Consider the following 17341-nt stretch of genomic DNA (forward strand, 5'->3'; position numbering starts at 1 on the left):
ACGTTATTTTTTTCTCGCCAGTTTGCTTGATTCTTCGCAATGATTGGGAGAAGGTGGAAAAGGTAAGGGGATGGGTGTTTTTTAATTTTTTCCCCCTCCCTAAAGGGTGAAATTAAAAAAGGGGACTGATTATTTCAACGAGTTATCTTTCTAAAAAAAAAACAGAGGTCTCCCTTTAGGGCTGGGGTAAACCTCTGTTTTTTTTATTTTTTCCCCCTCCAGATTGCTTCATTCTTCGCAATGACTGGGTGAAATTAAAAAAGGGAGTATTGATTGTTTTTTGACGTTTTAAATTTGAGGGTGATTTTGACGATGGATTTTCTTTTGAGTAGTGGTTCGTTATTTGAACTACTGGTTGAACTAGTTATTGAACTGGTATTGCTTTATTGTGGAAGTATATGAGGCTTTTCTTGAATGGCCTTTTAAACTCTTATCCGATTATACAACGTAAAACATGTTCCATTTGAAGCCCTGAATACACACAAAATTCCTCAATTGAAATTAGTTGGTGTGGTTCTTTATTCAAGTTGGTTTTGATTTTATTCAAATACAACCTTGCTTGTCGGTATGTTTTACCAGTAATCCGTTGTACATCTTTTGGATAAATACATACCCTGACGTTACTTGCAATCACACTTTTTGTTTTTAATCTATTATCTACTCTTATTTTTCTTATTTGCTTCTATAAGGAAGTTTTAGTTTGTAAAGTTATGAAAATTAGTCGGTTACTAATTGACTAAAGTAGGTAATTATGTGCTTTATAGTACCGTTTTTGACCGTTGCTTTTTGAAATGTCGATTAGTTAATGGAATCTTTGTTTGAAATCATTGAAGATTTAGTTGCAACGAATATTCGGAATGAGGGAGTAGTTGGATTATTTTAAACTTAAATTTTGTAGAAATTATGGCAAGACAGAAAGGCATAATTAAATTAAAAGGTACTATCGGGGATATTACTTTTTACAAAACCAAGGACGGGCATTTGGCTCGGGAGAAAGGTGGCATTGAAGCGAGTAGAATTGCGAACGATCCAGCGTTTCAGCGAACGAGGGAGAATGGTGCTGAATTTGGCAGAGCAGGGAAGGCGGGGAAAACTTTGCGAACTGCTTTGCGAACATTGCTTTTGAATTCTGCAGACAGCAGAATGGTGAGTCGATTGACCCAGAGCATGATTAAAGTGATCCAAGCTGATTTAGTTAATGAACGTGGATTGCGTAATGTAATTGATGGTGAGGCGGAATTGCTTGTGGGCTTTGAGTTTAACATTAGAGGCAAATTGGGAACCAGTTTGTTTGCGCCTTTTGTTGGGACAATTGATCGAGCTAGCGGTGAAGTTTCGGTTGATGTGGCATCATTTATTCCAGCTAACATGATTGCAGCTCCAGGAGGGACTAGTCATTTTAAAATTATTTCGGCAGGTGCTGCAATTAATTTTGAAGCTGAAACTTTTGAAGTAGCGACTTCGGAGACTGTTATCTTTCCGTGGGACAACACGCCCACCGTCGCAATCAACCATTTGAATGCGGTCAGTCCGAACAGTGTCAGTCCGTTGTTTTTGGCACTTGGAGTTGAGTATTTTCAAGAAGTTAATGGAAGGATGTATCCGTTGAAAAATGGTTCTTACAATCCATTGGCTTTGATTTTAGTAAACGGATTGTAAGATGGTTTTAGTACTATCCAGAACTTATTTCCCTGATGGAACAAATAGCAAACTCGAATGTGAGGGTAAATTTATTTGCAATACCATTGAATTGCCTTGGAAAAAGAATGAAACGAAGGTTTCCTGTATTCCGGAGGGGAAATATTTTATCAGAAAACGTTACAGTAACAAATTCAAGTGGCATTTGGAGGTTATGAATGTTGAAAGCAGAAAGTTTATTCTGATTCATCCTGCGAACAATGCCCTTTTAGAATTAAATGGCTGTATAGCTCCCGTAACTCAATTTTCAGGACCTGGTTTGGGTCTGATGTCACGAAAAGCATTTTATAAATTGAAAGAGTCGATTTATAAAGTTTTAGATCGTGATGAGGAAGTTAGTCTAATTGTTCAATCTTGATTCCCTAACGGGAATAAAAAAAAGTAAAATTATGAATATAGTAAAAAGAGCGAAAGCTCCAACGCCAAAATTTTTCAAAGTGCTTCGAAATATTGGATTGGCGTTGGCCGCAGTTGGTGGAACTATTTTGGCCGCGCCCATCGCATTGCCTACTTTAGTGGGTTCTGTTGGTGGTTATTTAGCTGTTGCTGGAGGTGTGCTTTCGGCAATAAGTCAGATTACAACCAGTTATGACGATGCTCTTAGTCCTTCGACTGGGATTAGGAGAGCTGGCAGTAAAGTGTAGTTGTCAATGCATATTGATATTTCCACCAAAATAAATACTGCAGGCGGTATCTTTTTGAGTATTGTGCCGAATTTGTATTCGGAAGACATTTTCAAAACTGTTGTTTTGGCTGCTATTGGCGCCACAGTCAGTTTTATAGTATCGATGCTACTCAAATTTTTAATTAAGAAGCGCAAACCTTAGTTTGACTTGAGACGCTCTTGAGTTAGCTACAACGAAGTCCAGACCATTAGGTTTGGGCTTTTTTGTTTTTTGTAGACTTTTTTTAATTTTTTTCCCAACCAGATTGCTTCATTCTTCGCAATGACTGGGAGAAATTAAAAAAGGGAAAGGAACGGATGCTTCACTTGCGATTGCAAATTGTTTTTTGAATTACTATTTTACTTTTTTCCTTGATGAAAAAAGTAACAAAAAATTATTCATGCTTTATTATTGTTTTTTGGTATTCATGAATCTTCGATTTCACTGCCTGAAAATTTAAAACTCAAAAACTACCTCAAAACGCCGTTCCGCGCCCCGAGCCGTTCGCCTTTCAGGCTCAACTCGCGGAGCGCTGCCACTTTGTTTTTTCGTTGTTTTTTACGTTTTTAATTTAAGGGCGGTTCTAATCCATACGTTTTTATTCGAAGGGATATGCGGTTTGTTATGGGGTTGTTTTTTTTAATTTTTTCCGCAACCAGATTGTTTCATTCTTCGCAATGACTGGGAGAAATTAAAAAAGAGGACTGATTATTTCAACGAGTTATCTTTCTAAAAAAAAACAGAGGTCTCCCTTTAGGGCAGGGGTAAACCGCGGTTCATTTTTCCCCTTCAGATTGCTTCATTCTTCGCAATGACTGGAGGAAATTAAAAAGGCAATGATTTTAGCCCACCTTAAAAAACTGATTATTCACTATCGCTTCTTTTAGTGGTGCAAAATCTTTTAGTTTTATTTTTTGGTCGAAAGCTTTAATGTGATTGTCATGATGCACATCAGAACCTACGTAGCTGTACATTCCTTTTGCTAGTAGTTGCTCTGCAATTTTTGTGATTTGGGGCCCGTAATAACCCACTACCGACAATAAATTGAGCTGAAATAGACATCCCGCTCTTTTTAGTTTGACATATTCATTAAAATTGTTGTGGTAAAATAAATAACGTTCGGGATGCGCTAATACCGGAATATACCCTGCTACCTGCAAGTCAAAGAGTATGGAATACAACTGAATGGGCGCATTGATGTATGACATTTCGACCAAGACATAGTTGTCTTTTAAGGTCAATAAATCATGGGATTGAAAAAGCCGTACAAACTGATCATCCATTAGGTACTCTGCTGCAGCTTGAAAGGGAATTGTAATATTGTTGTTTTCAAGTTGCTGTATTGTTTCTATTTTTTTAGACAGTATTCCTTCATGGGTGTTCTCCCAAACGTGCTGAATAATATGAGGAGTAGTGATGAACTGTGTTACTCCAAAACGGTGAAGCGCCAGGGTAAGTCTTAAAGTATCTTCAAATGTTCTTGCACCGTCATCAATTCCTGGTAATAAATGGGAATGAATGTCGATATGACCTTCTGGGATGAGGTCTTTTAAAACTGGCTTATTTTTGGAAAAGAAAAACACTACTTCGTTATTAAAAATGATGCGGTAAAGTAACAAAATTTTAGGTGGTAGTTCGTATAAAAATCACAGTTTAACGGATTTAAAATCAAAAGTACACAGTAATAGTCATTTAATAGAAGAGTTTTTGTTGTCCTAAGTTTTGATATTAGTGTATCATGTGGCTTTTAAGATATGCGATCCGAGAGAAGTGGTTCTAAATTTGTATAATAGAAGAGCTTTTGTTCTGTTGAATTATTTTGTGAATCGAATACAATACTGTTTTTAAAAACGATTTCAATTTTATGTTTTAATGTGTTAAAGTCCATGTTTCACAATTACTAATCTAAAATAAAACACAATATTTGGAACGAAATGTTATATTTGTGAGTTAAGAGTACCACGAAGCTGAAAAACGTAAATAACAAAGATTTAACCTAGGAGTAGCCGCTTAGCATACAGACATGGATAGCCAGGAAAATACAGATAACAATTGGTTGTTTGAGATAACGCCAAAAAACAAGTTCTTCTCCCTTAATCTAAAGGAAGTATGGCAATATAGAGATTTGCTACTTCTTTTCGTAAAGAGAGATGTGGTGACTGTATATAAGCAAACCGTTTTAGGGCCTCTGTGGTATTTAATTCAACCTTTATTCACCTCGATTACCTTTACAATCATTTTTAATAATTTGGCAGGTATCAGTACTGGAACCGTGCCTCCATTTTTATTTAATCTGGTAGGGATAACTGTTTGGAATTATTTTACGGCCTGTCTTACAGGAACGTCTAATACTTTCGGCGCTAATGCCGGAATTTTTGGTAAAGTGTATTTCCCTAGGTTGATAGTGCCTATTTCTATCGTGATTTCTAATTTGATTAAATTTGGAATCCAGTTCCTCATCTTTATCGCTTTTTACATTTATTATTACGCTCAAGGAGCTGCTATAAGTTTGAATGCCGCTGCGGCGCTCTTTCCATTACTGATTGTCCTGATGGGCGTTTTAGGGTTGGGAATGGGAATGTTCATTTCGTCCTTAGTGACCAAGTACAGGGATTTTACTTATCTAATTAGTTTTGGTGTGCAATTACTGATGTATTTATCTGCAGTGATGTATCCTATGGCGTTAATTAAAGAAAAAATACCCAGTTATGGCTGGCTGGTTCAATATAATCCATTAGCTTACGTTATAGAAACAGCACGTTATATGTTACTCAATGTGGGACAGATTTCTGTTTTTGGGTTGCTGTATACATTCACGGTAACGGTGATCGTGTTTTTAGTGGGGGTGTTGATTTTTAATAAAACGGAGAAAAGTTTTATAGATACAGTGTAGTAATTCCTCCCCCCGGCCCCCTCCGAAGGAGGGGGAGTCGATGCGAAGTCTTGTCATGGCAAAGAGTAGTGTAGAATAGATAAAATAAAGTAGCAGCTGTTGTCAATAAAATGGGACTCAGGATGCGTAGCCGTGGACAGGTTTTAGGTAATTCATGGTTTGTTGAGTAGAAAATACGCAGCTTCAATTCAGCTAAGCATATAAGGTATTGAAGGTGTTCAAACCTTTATTTTTGAAGTGATAGTAAAAGATTCATTCGAAATGGAAAAAGATAAAAAATGAAAACAGCATTAATTACAGGTGTTACGGGGCAAGACGGTTCTTATCTCGCAGAATTTTTACTTTCAAAAGGATATACCGTTCATGGAATTAAAAGAAGAGCTTCCTCCTTTAATACTGAAAGAATAGACCACCTTTATCAAGATCCACATGCAGAAAATCAAAAATTTATTTTGCATTATGGTGATTTGAGTGATGCTACTAATTTAATTAAAATCATTCAAGAGACCCAACCTGACGAAATATATAATCTCGGGGCAATGAGTCATGTTAAAGTTAGTTTTGATATCCCAGAGTACACCGCAAATACGGATGGGATAGGAGCACTTCGTCTTTTGGATGCTATTCGCGTTTTAGGTTTAGAGAAAAAAACAAAAATATACCAAGCTTCAACTTCTGAAATGTATGGTTTGGTTCAAGAAGTACCGCAGTCAGAAACGACTCCTTTTTATCCAAGGTCTCCTTATGCTGTTGCAAAAATGTATGCTTATTGGATTACGGTTAACTATCGGGAAGCTTATGGAATGTTTGCTTGCAACGGGATTTTATTTAATCACGAAAGTCCAATGCGAGGAGAAACATTTGTCACTAGAAAGATTACTCGAGGAATTGCTCAGATGGCTCTTGGATTAGAGAAAACCCTTTATATGGGTAATATTGACTCTCAACGAGACTGGGGACATGCTAAAGATTATGTCGAGGCCATGTGGTTAGTTTTGCAACACGATAAACCGGAAGATTTTGTAATCGCGACTGGAATTACCACTAGAGTTAGGGATTTTATTATTATGGCATTTAATGAAGTGGGTGTGACACTTGCTTTTAATGGAGAAGGAATAGATGAAGTTGGTGTTGTTGTTTCCTCTTCTAATGCTGAGTTTTCATTCGAAATAGGGCAAAAAGTAATTCAAATTGATCCCGCTTATTTTCGTCCTACGGAGGTTGATTTGCTCATAGGTGACAGTACGAAAGCCAAAACTAAATTAGGCTGGCAGCCAAAATATACGTTAGAGATGTTAGTTAAAGAAATGGTTCAAGCAGATGTAGAACTATTTAAAAAAGAAAAATATCTTAAAAACTATAAATAAGCAGCAGTAGGATATGGAATTCAATTCAAAAATATACGTGGCAGGACATCGCGGAATGGTGGGTAGTGCCCTTGTTGAAAACCTCGAAAGAAAAGGGTTTGTAAATATTATTACAAGAACTTCACAGGAATTGGATTTAACGAACCAACTGGCAGTGAAAACGTTTTTTGAATCTGAAAAGCCAGAATATGTTTTTTTGGCTGCAGCCAAAGTAGGAGGGATCGTAGCCAATGACACCTACAGTGCTGATTTTATTTATGAAAACATACTTATTCAGACGCATGTAATTCATGAAAGTTATAAAAACAAGGTCAAAAAACTGCTTTTTTTAGGGTCGTCTTGTATCTATCCAAAATTAGCACCCCAGCCATTAAAAGAAGAATATCTTTTGACGGGTTTGTTAGAAGAAACGAATGAGTCTTATGCTATAGCAAAAATAGCGGGTATCAAGATGTGCGAAGCCTATCGAAAACAATACGGATGTTCTTTCATTTCGGTAATGCCTTGTAATTTATATGGTTTTAATGATAATTATGACTTGCAAAACTCACATGTGATTCCGGCGCTACTCAGAAAATTCCATGAAGCAAAAAACAGTAAATCGCCAGAGGTTATCGTTTGGGGAACGGGAACGCCATTGCGGGAATTTCTTCATGCCTCTCAAATGGCAGATGCCTGTGTATATTTAATGCAAAATTATGACGATGGTGGTTTTGTAAATGTGGGTTCTGGTAGCGAAATAAGTATTGGCGACTTGGCTAATATGGTTAAAGAGATTGTAGGTTTTCAAGGAGAAATTATTTTTGACACTACAAAACCTGATGGAACACCAAGAAAGATTATGGACGTATCCAGACTTAGCTCACTAGGGTGGGAAAATTCGATTGCGCTGAAACAAGGAATCGAAAAAGTGTACAAAGAAAAATTTTTGTAAATCTTGAAACTTACATTCCAGAACCGTTAAAACGCGATAAACAAAACAATGAATAAAGATATAATTCTAAAAGCCGAAAACATCTCAAAACAATATCGCCTCGGTCAGGTGGGTACTGGTACGCTCACGCACGATTTGAACCGCTGGTGGCATCAAGTACGAGGCAAAGAAAACCCGTATTTAAAAATTGGGGATACTAATGACCGTTCTACTAAAGGGGAGAGTGATTATGTGTGGGCTTTACAAGACATCAATTTTGAGGTAGAGCGAGGTGAAGTTCTTGGAATTATAGGCAAAAACGGGGCGGGGAAATCTACTTTGTTGAAGATTTTATCAAAGGTTACTGCACCCACAACGGGAAGCATAAAATCGCGTGGACGTATCGCTTCATTACTTGAAGTAGGAACGGGATTTAATCCGGAGTTGACTGGTAGAGAGAATATCTTTCTGAACGGTGCCATTCTGGGTATGACCAAAAAAGAAATTACGGCCAAGCTAGACGAAATTATAGAATTCTCGGGTTGCGAACGTTATATTGATACTCCTGTAAAGCGTTATAGCTCCGGGATGACGGTGCGACTGGCTTTTGCTGTAGCCGCATTTTTAGAGCCTGAAATATTGGTGATCGATGAGGTTTTGGCAGTAGGGGATGCCGAGTTCCAGAAAAAAGCGATTGGGAAAATGCAGGATATATCTCGTGAAGGCGGGAGGACGGTTTTGTTTGTGAGTCATAATATGGCGGCGGTGAAGAGTTTGTGTACGAGGGGGGTTGTGTTGGAGAATGGGAAAGTGGTTTATTCAGGTTCTATTGATTCTAGTATCAATTATTATTCTGAAATCTTTTCGCAAACATTTATTAATCCTCCCAAGCATATTAATTATAATGCTAAGATAGCAATTCTTGATTTTTGTGTAAAGAATAATAATGATATTATAAAACCTAATACAACAATTTTACTTGGTCAGAAAATTAAAATTGAATTAAAAATTTTGATTAGAGATTATTTAGATGATTTGTCAATTGCCATTGATATTATTAATAAAAATGGAGAATTTATGTCTCATTTGACTAATGAAGATGATGGTTTTTATATGTATGATTTGAAACCAAACATTCAAAAGAATATAACTATTGTAACATCAAATCTATTGTTTGTCCCTGGATTATACTCTATGAATATTTGGTTTGGATTAAGCCATAATGAAAGTTTGTATGAAATAAAGAATTTTTTTTCATTTGAGATAGAACAGAGCGATTATTCTAAAAGAACTAAATCATTGCCTGCTCATTCAAAAGTATATTTGCCTACCGAATGGACATCAGTATAAAAATCATGAGAAAAACAATTAAGAAAATCATGAGAAAAACAATTAGAAAAACAATTATTAAAATTAATTATTTTATTTACAGGTTGTTTGGAAATCGATTTAATGCGATTTATGAATTAGAGCTAGGTAAATCGATTTCTCAAAATGTTAAAATTGTTTCGCCGGATAACACACTCGACGAAATAGAGCAATGTATTTTAGATGCGAAAAAAGGAGCCTACCTTAGATTTGGTGATGGTGATGTGTTTTTATTTAAAAACGTTTTAGATTCTTATCAAGTGAATTCAAAAGCGCTTTCAATTGAAATGGGAGAATGTTTTTCTGTTAGCGGACAAAATGTTTTTAAATGCTTAGCAATTCATTCTGATTATTTTGGATTTTCAGAAGAAATGAGTGAAGATAATCATAAAAACAATGATGAATTTGCTTTGAAATTATTTTTAGATACTTATAAATACTTTATAGGTTCAAATATATATAGCCCAGTAGCTTTACATTTTATGGCTGCAATTAATGTTAAAAGAGCAAATTTTTTTTTAAAGACATTAAAGTCAAAAACAAAAATTTTTATTGGTAATGAACAAGTGAATGAACAAATGAAAATTCATTTATTTGGACAAAAAACTATTCACATAAAAACGCCTGTTAAAAACGCTTATTCAGAAATTGATAGAATTGAATATGAAGCATTAAAATTTATTTCAGAAAACGAAGGTTTTTTTGTTATTTGTGTAGCAATGGGATGTTCTGGTAGACCACTTATAAAAAGAATTTGGAATAAAAAATATAATGTTTTTTTGTTTGATTTTGGTAGTTTGTTGGATGGTATTTTAGGGAATAATTCTAGAAAGTGGCTTGAAATCAATGATATAAATTATGATGAATTGTTAAACGGATTAGATAAAATAGAATGAGTTTGATTAAAACTTTAGTCATTATAGTTAGCTATAACGGAGGGGAATGGATTGAAGAATGTTTAAATGGTGTTTTAAACAGTTCAATTCCTGTTGAACTTATAGTAATTGATAATTGCAGTACAGACGGGACCGTAGAATTTATAAAATCAAATTTTAAAAATGTACTTCTTTTTGAGCAAAAAGAGAATTTAGGCTTTGGCAAAGCTAATAATATTGGTATGTCCTATGCTTTGAGGCAAAATGCTGATTTTGTTTTCTTATTGAATCAAGATGCCTTTGTTGAAAAATACACTATTGAGAAATTAATAGAAATATCTTCGAAACATCCTGACTATGGAATTATAAGCCCCATTCAGCTGGATTATTCAGGTGAATTATTAGAACATTATTTTTATAAATTTATGGCTAATAATACTACCAAATCTTTTTATTCAGATTTTGTATTGTCGAATGCGATTAAAAAAATCTATGACGTGCCTTTTATTCAAGCTGCATCCTGGTTAATACCAATAAATACATTGAAAAAAATAGGAGGTTTTGATCCTATTTTTTTTCATTATGGGGAGGATGATAATTATTGCCAAAGAGTTTTATATCATAACTTGAAAATAGGGGTGGCTCCGGGTGTTTCTATCAGGCATGATAGTAACGTAGCTCCAAAACCAGTAATGCTATTGTTCTCGGATTTCTACTATGCCCATTATGTGAGACAATTATATATCAAATATGGGGATTTAAATTATAATTTTTCTGCTACCAATATTAAGATCGAAAAAAATAAAACATATAAATTAATTTTTATTGGGGTCGTCAGTTTTAATTTTTTTAAAATAAAGGGAGGAGTTAAGCAACTTTTTGTCTTAAATAAGTGTGTAAAGAAAATTAATAGTAGCAGAAAAATAAACTCAACTATTAATTCGAACTACATTTCATCATAGGTTTCTGGTTTTGAAATCCATATTTTAGAAAGTCTAGATAATTTCCATAAGTTTAATAATAGATATGAATATAAATATGAAAAGCAATGTTACGGTTATTATTCCCTGTTATAATGATGGGCGATATATCGTGCAAGCCTTGCAGTCCATATTTAACCAAACAGTATTACCAGAAAAAATTATCATTGTCGATGATGGGTCAAATGCTGAAACTCAAAAAGTGTTAGCGAGCATCCAGCACTCATTAGTTCAAGTTTTTTATCAAGAAAATCAAGGAGTAAGTGTTGCACGTAATAATGCAATTACTTTGGCTCAGACTGATTTTATTGTTAACCTGGATGCTGATGATTTTTATGAGCCTACTTTTATTGAGAAAGCCGCTGCTGTTCTTTTAACTAACGAGGCTATTGGGGCAGTTGGTTGTTTTTACAAAACATTAGAAAATAATATTTTAAATACAGTTATTGTCAAACCCTCTGGAGGCGCAATAAAACATTTTTTGGTTAAAAATAGTTCATTAGGAACTTGTATGTATCGAAAAAAATGTTGGGAACAAGCCGGTGGTTTTGATGAAAAGATGATTGACGGTTATGAAGATTGGGAATTTTGGATTTCGGTTTTAAAACAAGATTGGACGATGCATATCATCGAAGAACCTTTGTTTGTTTATAGAGTTAAAAACACATCAAGAGATCGTTCAGCATTAGTGAATCATGATTTTGAACTTCGGAAATATATTTATACAAAACATAAGGAAGTTTATGAAGAGTATAGGGAGTTTTATATTTTAGAATTACTTCGCCAAAATTCTATGTTTAGAAATACTGCATACAAGATTAAACGAGATGTTGATTATAGAATAGGGTATAATTTATTGAAACCATTGCGTTTCTTGAAAAAAGTATTTAGCAGATGAGTCCTATAGTTTCTATTATTGTTCCCTGTTATAAGCAAGCTCATTTTTTAGATGAGGCTTTGCAATCTGTTTTCGATCAAGTCTTTATGGATTGGGAGTGTATTATTGTAAACGATGGTAGTCCGGATCATACAGCAGCTGTTTCTAAACTATGGATAGTCAAGGACAAACGGTTTATTTATTTATACCAAGATAATGGGGGATTGTCTAGTGCTCGTAATGCCGGCATAAAGATTAGCAAAGGCGAGTTCATCCTGCCACTTGATGCTGATGATATTTTAAATTTAGATTATTTAACAAAGTTAGTTCCAGTATTGCAGCATGATGCTTCTTTAGGAATTGTGTCCTGTTATAGTAATTTTTTCTATCAGACTAAAAATAATATTATTTATCTGTTAAAACCTATCGGTTTTAGCAGTGATTACTTATTGTACGTAAATCAATTGATAGCCACATCTTTGTTCAGGAGGGCATGTTGGGTTCAAAATGGTGGTTACGATGAGACCATGAAAAAAGGATTTGAAGATTGGGAGTTTTGGCTAAATTGTACCAAGCGAGGTTGGAGCTATAGTATTGTGCCTGAATTCTTATTTTTTTACCGCAAAGCACAAAAATCGATGTTGACTTCTACTATACAACAGCATTCTGAAGAGGTAAAGCAATATATTTTTACCAAGCACAAAGAATTATATATCAAAGATTTTAACAACTGTATGGAGGTTTTGTTTTATGAGTTGAGGGTGCAGCGTGTAGGACATGATAGGTATAAAAATGCGGTAGAATATAAAATAGGTAAAGCGATTTTGAAACCTTACCGCTGGATTTTAAAATGGATTTCAAAAATTAAATAAACCTATGATTTCAGTAGTCATTCGGAATAAAAATCAAGCAGTAGCATTGTCCTTTTTGTTGAAAACCTTAACAGAACGTTATACCGATTCTATTAATGAAATCATAGTAATCGATAATTGCTCAACGGATGATAGCCAAGCCATTGCTGCTAAATACGAGGCTCGATTTGTAACCATTGAAAATTTTAGTTACGGTGGAAGTGCTAATCTAGCTGCACAAGAAGCCATCGGTCCTATAGTCGTTATATTTAGTGCCCATTCCTATCCTGTAAGTCACGACTTTTTTTCTTTAATTCAAGAAATGTTTGATGCCAATGTTAATTTGGCGGGACTTAGATGTTTGCACAGTAGCAACGATTATCATAACTATATTAATGGTATATCAGCCACGAAGGATCCTAATAAGTCAGGATTAATTTTTTCAGGTTCTGCCTTTAGTAAAAAAGTATGGGTTAAACATCCGTTTCGGGAAGACGTAGCCACTTTTGAAGACAAAGAATGGAGTAAACGAGTATTAGAAAACGGTTATGAAATTGAATTTGTAGCCGCTATTTTTCATTATGAGATAAGCAGAACAAATAGGCAGAACTTTTTTAGGTTTAAAAATGATATAGTAGGCAATTACCAGTTGTGGAATCAGGATATTACATTTCAAAATGCTTTCAAAGGTTTATTCGGGAGCACTTTTAGCTCATTTAAAAATTTAGGAATTGAGTTATGGTATGTTGTAAAAAAGTTTTTATTTTTATTGAAATTCATCAATAATAAACCCAAGAAGTTTTGAAATTAAGGTATGGATAAAAAAGATATTTGTATAGTTATCCCCATATATAAGGAAGTTTTGAATGAGTTCGAAATTCAATCAGTAGTTCAATGTATAAAACTACTGTCTGATTATCGATTGTATTTTGTTTGTCCAAAAGGAATGAATACTAGTGAATATCGATGTAAATTTAAAGAGATAGTGAATTATGTTTTTTTTAATGAAGTTTATTTTAAAGGGATAAAAGGATACAATAAACTAATGTTGAACCCTGAGTTTTACAAAACTTTTACAGATTATGATTACATGCTCATTTACCAAACAGATTGTTATGTTTTTAGAGATGAATTGCTACATTGGGCAAATAAAGATTTTGATTATATTGGTGGTCTTTGGTTTGATAACTACATTGGTAATCCATACCAAGGAGCAAAAGTATGGTGTGCTGGAAATGGTGGATTATCTTTAAGAAAGACAAAAAGCATGATTGAATTATTGTCTTCAAAGAAGGCTATGAAGGGAATGCCAAAGTTATTTACAGATGCTAAAAGATTAAAAATATTTGGAATACTTAGTTATTTCAAAGGAATACTTCTATTGCCATTTCGTTTTTTGGGATATAAAAACAATTTTTCCTATCGAGCAAAGACTTTTGCTGAAAATGAAGACGCTTATTTTGTGGAAGCAGGTCTTGTATATAAAAAGATAAAAATTCCAAAAGTTGAAGATGCAATGTTTTTTTCTTGGGATAGACATCCTGAATATCTATTTAATACCATAGAAAAGCTTCCATTCTGTTGTCATGCTTGGTACAGAGACGATAGTCTGTATAAGGAAAATAAAAAATTTTGGTTAAATCAATTAAAAAAAAATGAAATCTAGACTATCAATAATCACAATTAATTATAACGATCTTGTAGGTCTTAAAAGGACAGTGAAGAGTGTTTTGAATCAAACTTTGCATGCATTTGAGTATATAGTGATTGATGGAGGGTCTGTAGATGGAAGTAAAGAATTTATAGCAAAAAATAATGATAGTATTGATTATTGGGTTAGTGAAGAGGATTTAGGGATTTATAATGCTATGAACAAAGGAATTAGTGCTGCCGAAGGAGAATATCTACTTTTCTTAAACAGCGGTGATCACTTATATAATGATACTATAATTGAAAAAGTCATACAAGACTTAAAAGAGTATGATTTGATTTATTCTAATTTAGAAATGGTTGGAGAGAAGAATTCAAAAATAGTTCATTATCCAGCTGAATTACGATTCTCGTATATGTTTTTTAATACTTTACCTCATCCTGCAACGTTTATAAAAAAAACGTTATTTGATACAGTTGGATTGTATGATGAAAATTTGAAAGTAGTTTCCGATTGGAAGTTTTTTATGCTTGCTTTGTTTAAAGAAGAATGTAGTTATCACAAATTAGAAATAATTGTGGCAAGTTATTATTTGGGAGGAATAAGTTCTCAAATTAATACTATAGAAGAAAAAAATAAAGTAAGAAAAGAAAATTTTACTCCCTTTGTATTAGATTATGTAGAATTGAATAGTTTACAAGGAAAGAATAATTCAGAATTAAACAAAATGTTATCTGAAATAGACAAATCAATTATTGGAAGAAAATTAGGAAATATTCTGGTAAGAATGTTATATTTTATTTTTGCGAAAAAGCAGTAATTAATATTTTTTGTTTCCTCTCCAGTTCACCCCATCACTTTTTCAATAGACAATTAGTTAACATACTTCTAGTAATTAGTTAAATTGGATTACTATCTGATGACGAGGATGAAATAGTTTAGAAAATTAAAGGAATTGATAGAATCACAAAATAAAAAATAATATTTAATTTTTATTTGGAACGTAAACCAAAAATAGTTTACCGCATTTAATAGATGTGTATCAGGGAAGGTAATTATTGGCTAGGACTTATTACCTTAAAATTCCTTTAAATCACCTTTCTTTGTTTGAGTTTTAGTAGAGGTGATTCCATAGTTAAAAATCTTTAAAGAATTTAGTTATGAGAATACTAATGGTATCAATGTTAAATTATCACTTTGTTAGATGGACTGAACAACTCAAAGAGTCAGGACATGAAATATTTTGGTTTGACATAAATGATAATGGTAATAAAGTTGAAAAATTAAGCTGGTTACATCAAAAAGTAGGATGGAAATTAAGGTATGACTTTCCTTTTAGAGTTTTTGTAAAAAGCGAATTTCCAGCATTATATAAATGGATTCAAAAATATAATGAAAGAAAAGTACAAGATGAATTTGAAAAGTACTTATTAGAGGTGAAACCAGATGTTGTTCACAGTTTTGCAATTTATATTTCATGTTTTCCAATTGTAACTATAATGAATAAATACCCAGATGTAAAATGGGTGTACTCCTCTTGGGGAAGCGATTTATTTGATTTTCAAAATTATCCAGACGAGCTAAAAGCTATAAAAGAGGTGTTGCCACGAGTAAATTATTTGTTCACAGATTGTTTTAGAGATTATGAAATAGCAAAAAAGCATGGATTTGTAAATACTTTTCTAGGAGTTTTTCCTGGTGGCGGTGGTTATTTTTTAGACAAAATGGAAGATATAACGATGGCAACTGAAAGAAAAAACAGTATTCTTATTAAGGGGTTTCAAGGAAGATGGGGAAGGGCGATAAATATTCTCAAAGCAATTATAGATATTAAAGAGGAATTGAAGTCATTTCCAATTGTTATATTTGGTGCTGATGATGAAATTATAAGTTTTGTTAAGAATTCAAAACTTTCTAATTGGAAAAACATTACAGTTTTAGGAAAAATTCAACATGACGAAGTACTGTATGTTATGGGAGAATCTTTTTTATACATAGGGAACAGTATATCTGACGGTATGCCTAATACAATGCTTGAAGCTATATGCATGAATGTTTTTCCAATCCAGTCTAATCCAGGAGGGGTCACACAAGAACTAATAGAAGATGGATTTAATGGATTGTTAATAGAAGATTCAGAAAATATTGAAAATTTAAGGAATTTAATATTACGAGCTTTAAATAATGAAGAAATGATTAAAAATGGAATTGCTTATAATTCTCTGCACATAGCTAAAAGATTTGACTATGATTTTGTTAGAAACAAAGTACTACAAAGCTATATGAATTTAGCGCAGGATAATTGATTCTCATTGGAGAAATACAAATAAATAACAACATCAACCTTACTATTTATGATCAAATGGTTATATAATACATTCAAAATCGTTTCAAAGAATATACAAATTACTAAAAAGTCAAAATATAAATTTAAAGAAAAAATAATTATTTTTAACATATTGAATAGTTTGTATTTCAAATCTGTTTTTTTTAAAAACAAAAATGAAGTTACTCAAGATATTTTCCAATTTAAAGTAACAGCCTATAATTATAATACTTTACTGTTTTTATACAAGGAAATATTTATTTCTAATGATTACTTCTTTAAAGCTGATAACAGTATACCTAAAATAATAGACTGTGGTGCTAATATTGGAATGTCAATATTGTACTTTAAGTTTATTTATCCTAATTGTTCAATTGTCGCGTTTGAACCTAATCCGAAAGCATTTTATTTGTTAAAAAAGAATGTTGAGCAAAATAATTTGAAAAATGTTGTATTGCACAATTTAGCTTTGTCGGACAATAGAGGGAAGATAGATTTTTTTATAGGAAATGATGAAGAGATTTTATTGGCTTCGACAATTGCTGAAAGAGGGGGTGAAGAAAATTTTAAAATAGAATCGGATAAATTATCTAATTATTTAAATGATACAATCGATTTAATAAAAATTGATATTGAAGGTTCGGAAAATCAAGTTTTAAATGACCTAGTTCTCTCGGATAAAATTAAAAGCACTAAAAACTATATCATAGAATACCATCACAGGATTAATAATAGAAAATCATCCTTGTCCTCTTTCATAAAGCCATTTGAAGAGTCTGGATTTGAATATAATATAAAATCTTCGTTTTATGCAACAGGTGTTTTTCAAGATATACTTTTAAATATATATAAAGAGAAATTGAATTGATAGTCAATG

Annotated in this window: 17 protein-coding genes; 16 read left to right on the forward strand and 1 reads right to left on the reverse strand. The window is 33.1% G+C overall.

Features of this window, described 5'->3' with window-relative positions; translation table 11 throughout:
* Nucleotides 1-903: 903 nt before the first annotated feature.
* The 3 genes from BLV35_RS14430 to BLV35_RS14440 are packed head-to-tail and all read left to right on the forward strand — an operon-like array spanning nt 904 to nt 2342.
* On the forward strand, nt 904-1659 hold the full coding sequence (locus BLV35_RS14430; protein WP_091091826.1) for a hypothetical protein: 756 nt from the start codon (nt 904-906) through the stop codon (nt 1657-1659).
* A 1-nt stretch (nt 1660) separates the two neighbouring features.
* On the forward strand, nt 1661-2056 hold the full coding sequence (locus tag BLV35_RS14435; protein WP_091091828.1) for a DUF5675 family protein: 396 nt from the start codon (nt 1661-1663) through the stop codon (nt 2054-2056).
* 31 nt (nt 2057-2087) lie between these two features.
* The gene (locus BLV35_RS14440) at nt 2088-2342 is read left to right on the forward strand and encodes a hypothetical protein (protein WP_091092140.1); all 255 of its coding nucleotides are present in this window, start codon (nt 2088-2090) and stop codon (nt 2340-2342) included.
* Nucleotides 2343-3205: 863 nt separating this feature from the next.
* On the opposite strand, the gene BLV35_RS14450 is transcribed toward BLV35_RS14440, so the two are convergent.
* On the reverse strand, nt 3206-3946 hold the full coding sequence (locus tag BLV35_RS14450; RefSeq protein WP_091092143.1) for a tyrosine-protein phosphatase: 741 nt from the start codon (nt 3944-3946) through the stop codon (nt 3206-3208).
* Nucleotides 3947-4386: 440 nt separating this feature from the next.
* On the opposite strand from BLV35_RS14450, the gene BLV35_RS14455 reads away from it, so the two are divergent.
* From BLV35_RS14455 to BLV35_RS14515, 13 genes are all read left to right on the forward strand, one after another.
* Nucleotides 4387-5256 (forward strand): ABC transporter permease, encoded by an 870-nt coding sequence (locus BLV35_RS14455; RefSeq protein ID WP_091091833.1) that lies wholly within the window; start codon nt 4387-4389, stop codon nt 5254-5256.
* 278 nt (nt 5257-5534) lie between these two features.
* Nucleotides 5535-6623: a GDP-mannose 4,6-dehydratase gene (gmd, locus tag BLV35_RS14460; protein WP_091091836.1), complete on the forward strand. Its 1089-nt coding sequence runs from the start codon at nt 5535-5537 to the stop codon at nt 6621-6623.
* A 13-nt stretch (nt 6624-6636) separates the two neighbouring features.
* Nucleotides 6637-7557: a GDP-L-fucose synthase family protein gene (locus tag BLV35_RS14465; protein WP_091091838.1), complete on the forward strand. Its 921-nt coding sequence runs from the start codon at nt 6637-6639 to the stop codon at nt 7555-7557.
* Between the two features lie 48 nt (nt 7558-7605).
* Nucleotides 7606-8886: an ABC transporter ATP-binding protein gene (locus BLV35_RS14470; RefSeq protein ID WP_091091840.1), complete on the forward strand. Its 1281-nt coding sequence runs from the start codon at nt 7606-7608 to the stop codon at nt 8884-8886.
* Between the two features lie 5 nt (nt 8887-8891).
* Complete coding sequence (locus tag BLV35_RS14475; RefSeq protein WP_176980629.1) at nt 8892-9800, forward strand: GT-D fold domain-containing glycosyltransferase; 909 nt, start codon at nt 8892-8894, stop codon at nt 9798-9800.
* Nucleotides 9797-10741: a glycosyltransferase family 2 protein gene (locus BLV35_RS14480; RefSeq protein WP_091091845.1), complete on the forward strand. Its 945-nt coding sequence runs from the start codon at nt 9797-9799 to the stop codon at nt 10739-10741. Before BLV35_RS14475 ends, BLV35_RS14480 begins: the two co-directional genes overlap by 4 nt.
* A 76-nt stretch (nt 10742-10817) precedes the next feature.
* On the forward strand, nt 10818-11657 hold the full coding sequence (locus BLV35_RS14485) for a glycosyltransferase family A protein (RefSeq protein WP_218133010.1): 840 nt from the start codon (nt 10818-10820) through the stop codon (nt 11655-11657).
* Nucleotides 11654-12508 carry a glycosyltransferase family 2 protein gene (locus tag BLV35_RS14490; protein WP_091091851.1) on the forward strand — a complete coding sequence of 285 codons (855 nt, stop codon included), beginning with the start codon at nt 11654-11656 and terminating at the stop codon, nt 12506-12508. The genes BLV35_RS14485 and BLV35_RS14490 overlap by 4 nt, the downstream gene beginning before the upstream one ends.
* 4 nt (nt 12509-12512) lie before the next feature.
* The gene (locus BLV35_RS14495) at nt 12513-13292 is read left to right on the forward strand and encodes a glycosyltransferase family 2 protein (protein WP_091091855.1); all 780 of its coding nucleotides are present in this window, start codon (nt 12513-12515) and stop codon (nt 13290-13292) included.
* Nucleotides 13293-13301: 9 nt separating this feature from the next.
* Nucleotides 13302-14153: a DUF5672 family protein gene (locus BLV35_RS14500; protein WP_091091857.1), complete on the forward strand. Its 852-nt coding sequence runs from the start codon at nt 13302-13304 to the stop codon at nt 14151-14153.
* Nucleotides 14143-14958, forward strand: coding sequence for a glycosyltransferase family 2 protein (locus BLV35_RS14505; protein ID WP_091091860.1), 816 nt, complete (start codon nt 14143-14145; stop codon nt 14956-14958). Before BLV35_RS14500 ends, BLV35_RS14505 begins: the two co-directional genes overlap by 11 nt.
* Before the next feature lie 340 nt (nt 14959-15298).
* Nucleotides 15299-16444 (forward strand): glycosyltransferase family 4 protein, encoded by a 1146-nt coding sequence (locus BLV35_RS14510; protein WP_245712069.1) that lies wholly within the window; start codon nt 15299-15301, stop codon nt 16442-16444.
* Between the two features lie 48 nt (nt 16445-16492).
* Nucleotides 16493-17332 carry an FkbM family methyltransferase gene (locus tag BLV35_RS14515; protein WP_091091866.1) on the forward strand — a complete coding sequence of 280 codons (840 nt, stop codon included), beginning with the start codon at nt 16493-16495 and terminating at the stop codon, nt 17330-17332.
* Nucleotides 17333-17341 lie beyond the last annotated feature (9 nt).

This window comes from Flavobacterium gillisiae (genome assembly GCF_900107635.1).
In the GTDB taxonomy this organism is placed as follows: domain Bacteria; phylum Bacteroidota; class Bacteroidia; order Flavobacteriales; family Flavobacteriaceae; genus Flavobacterium; species Flavobacterium gillisiae.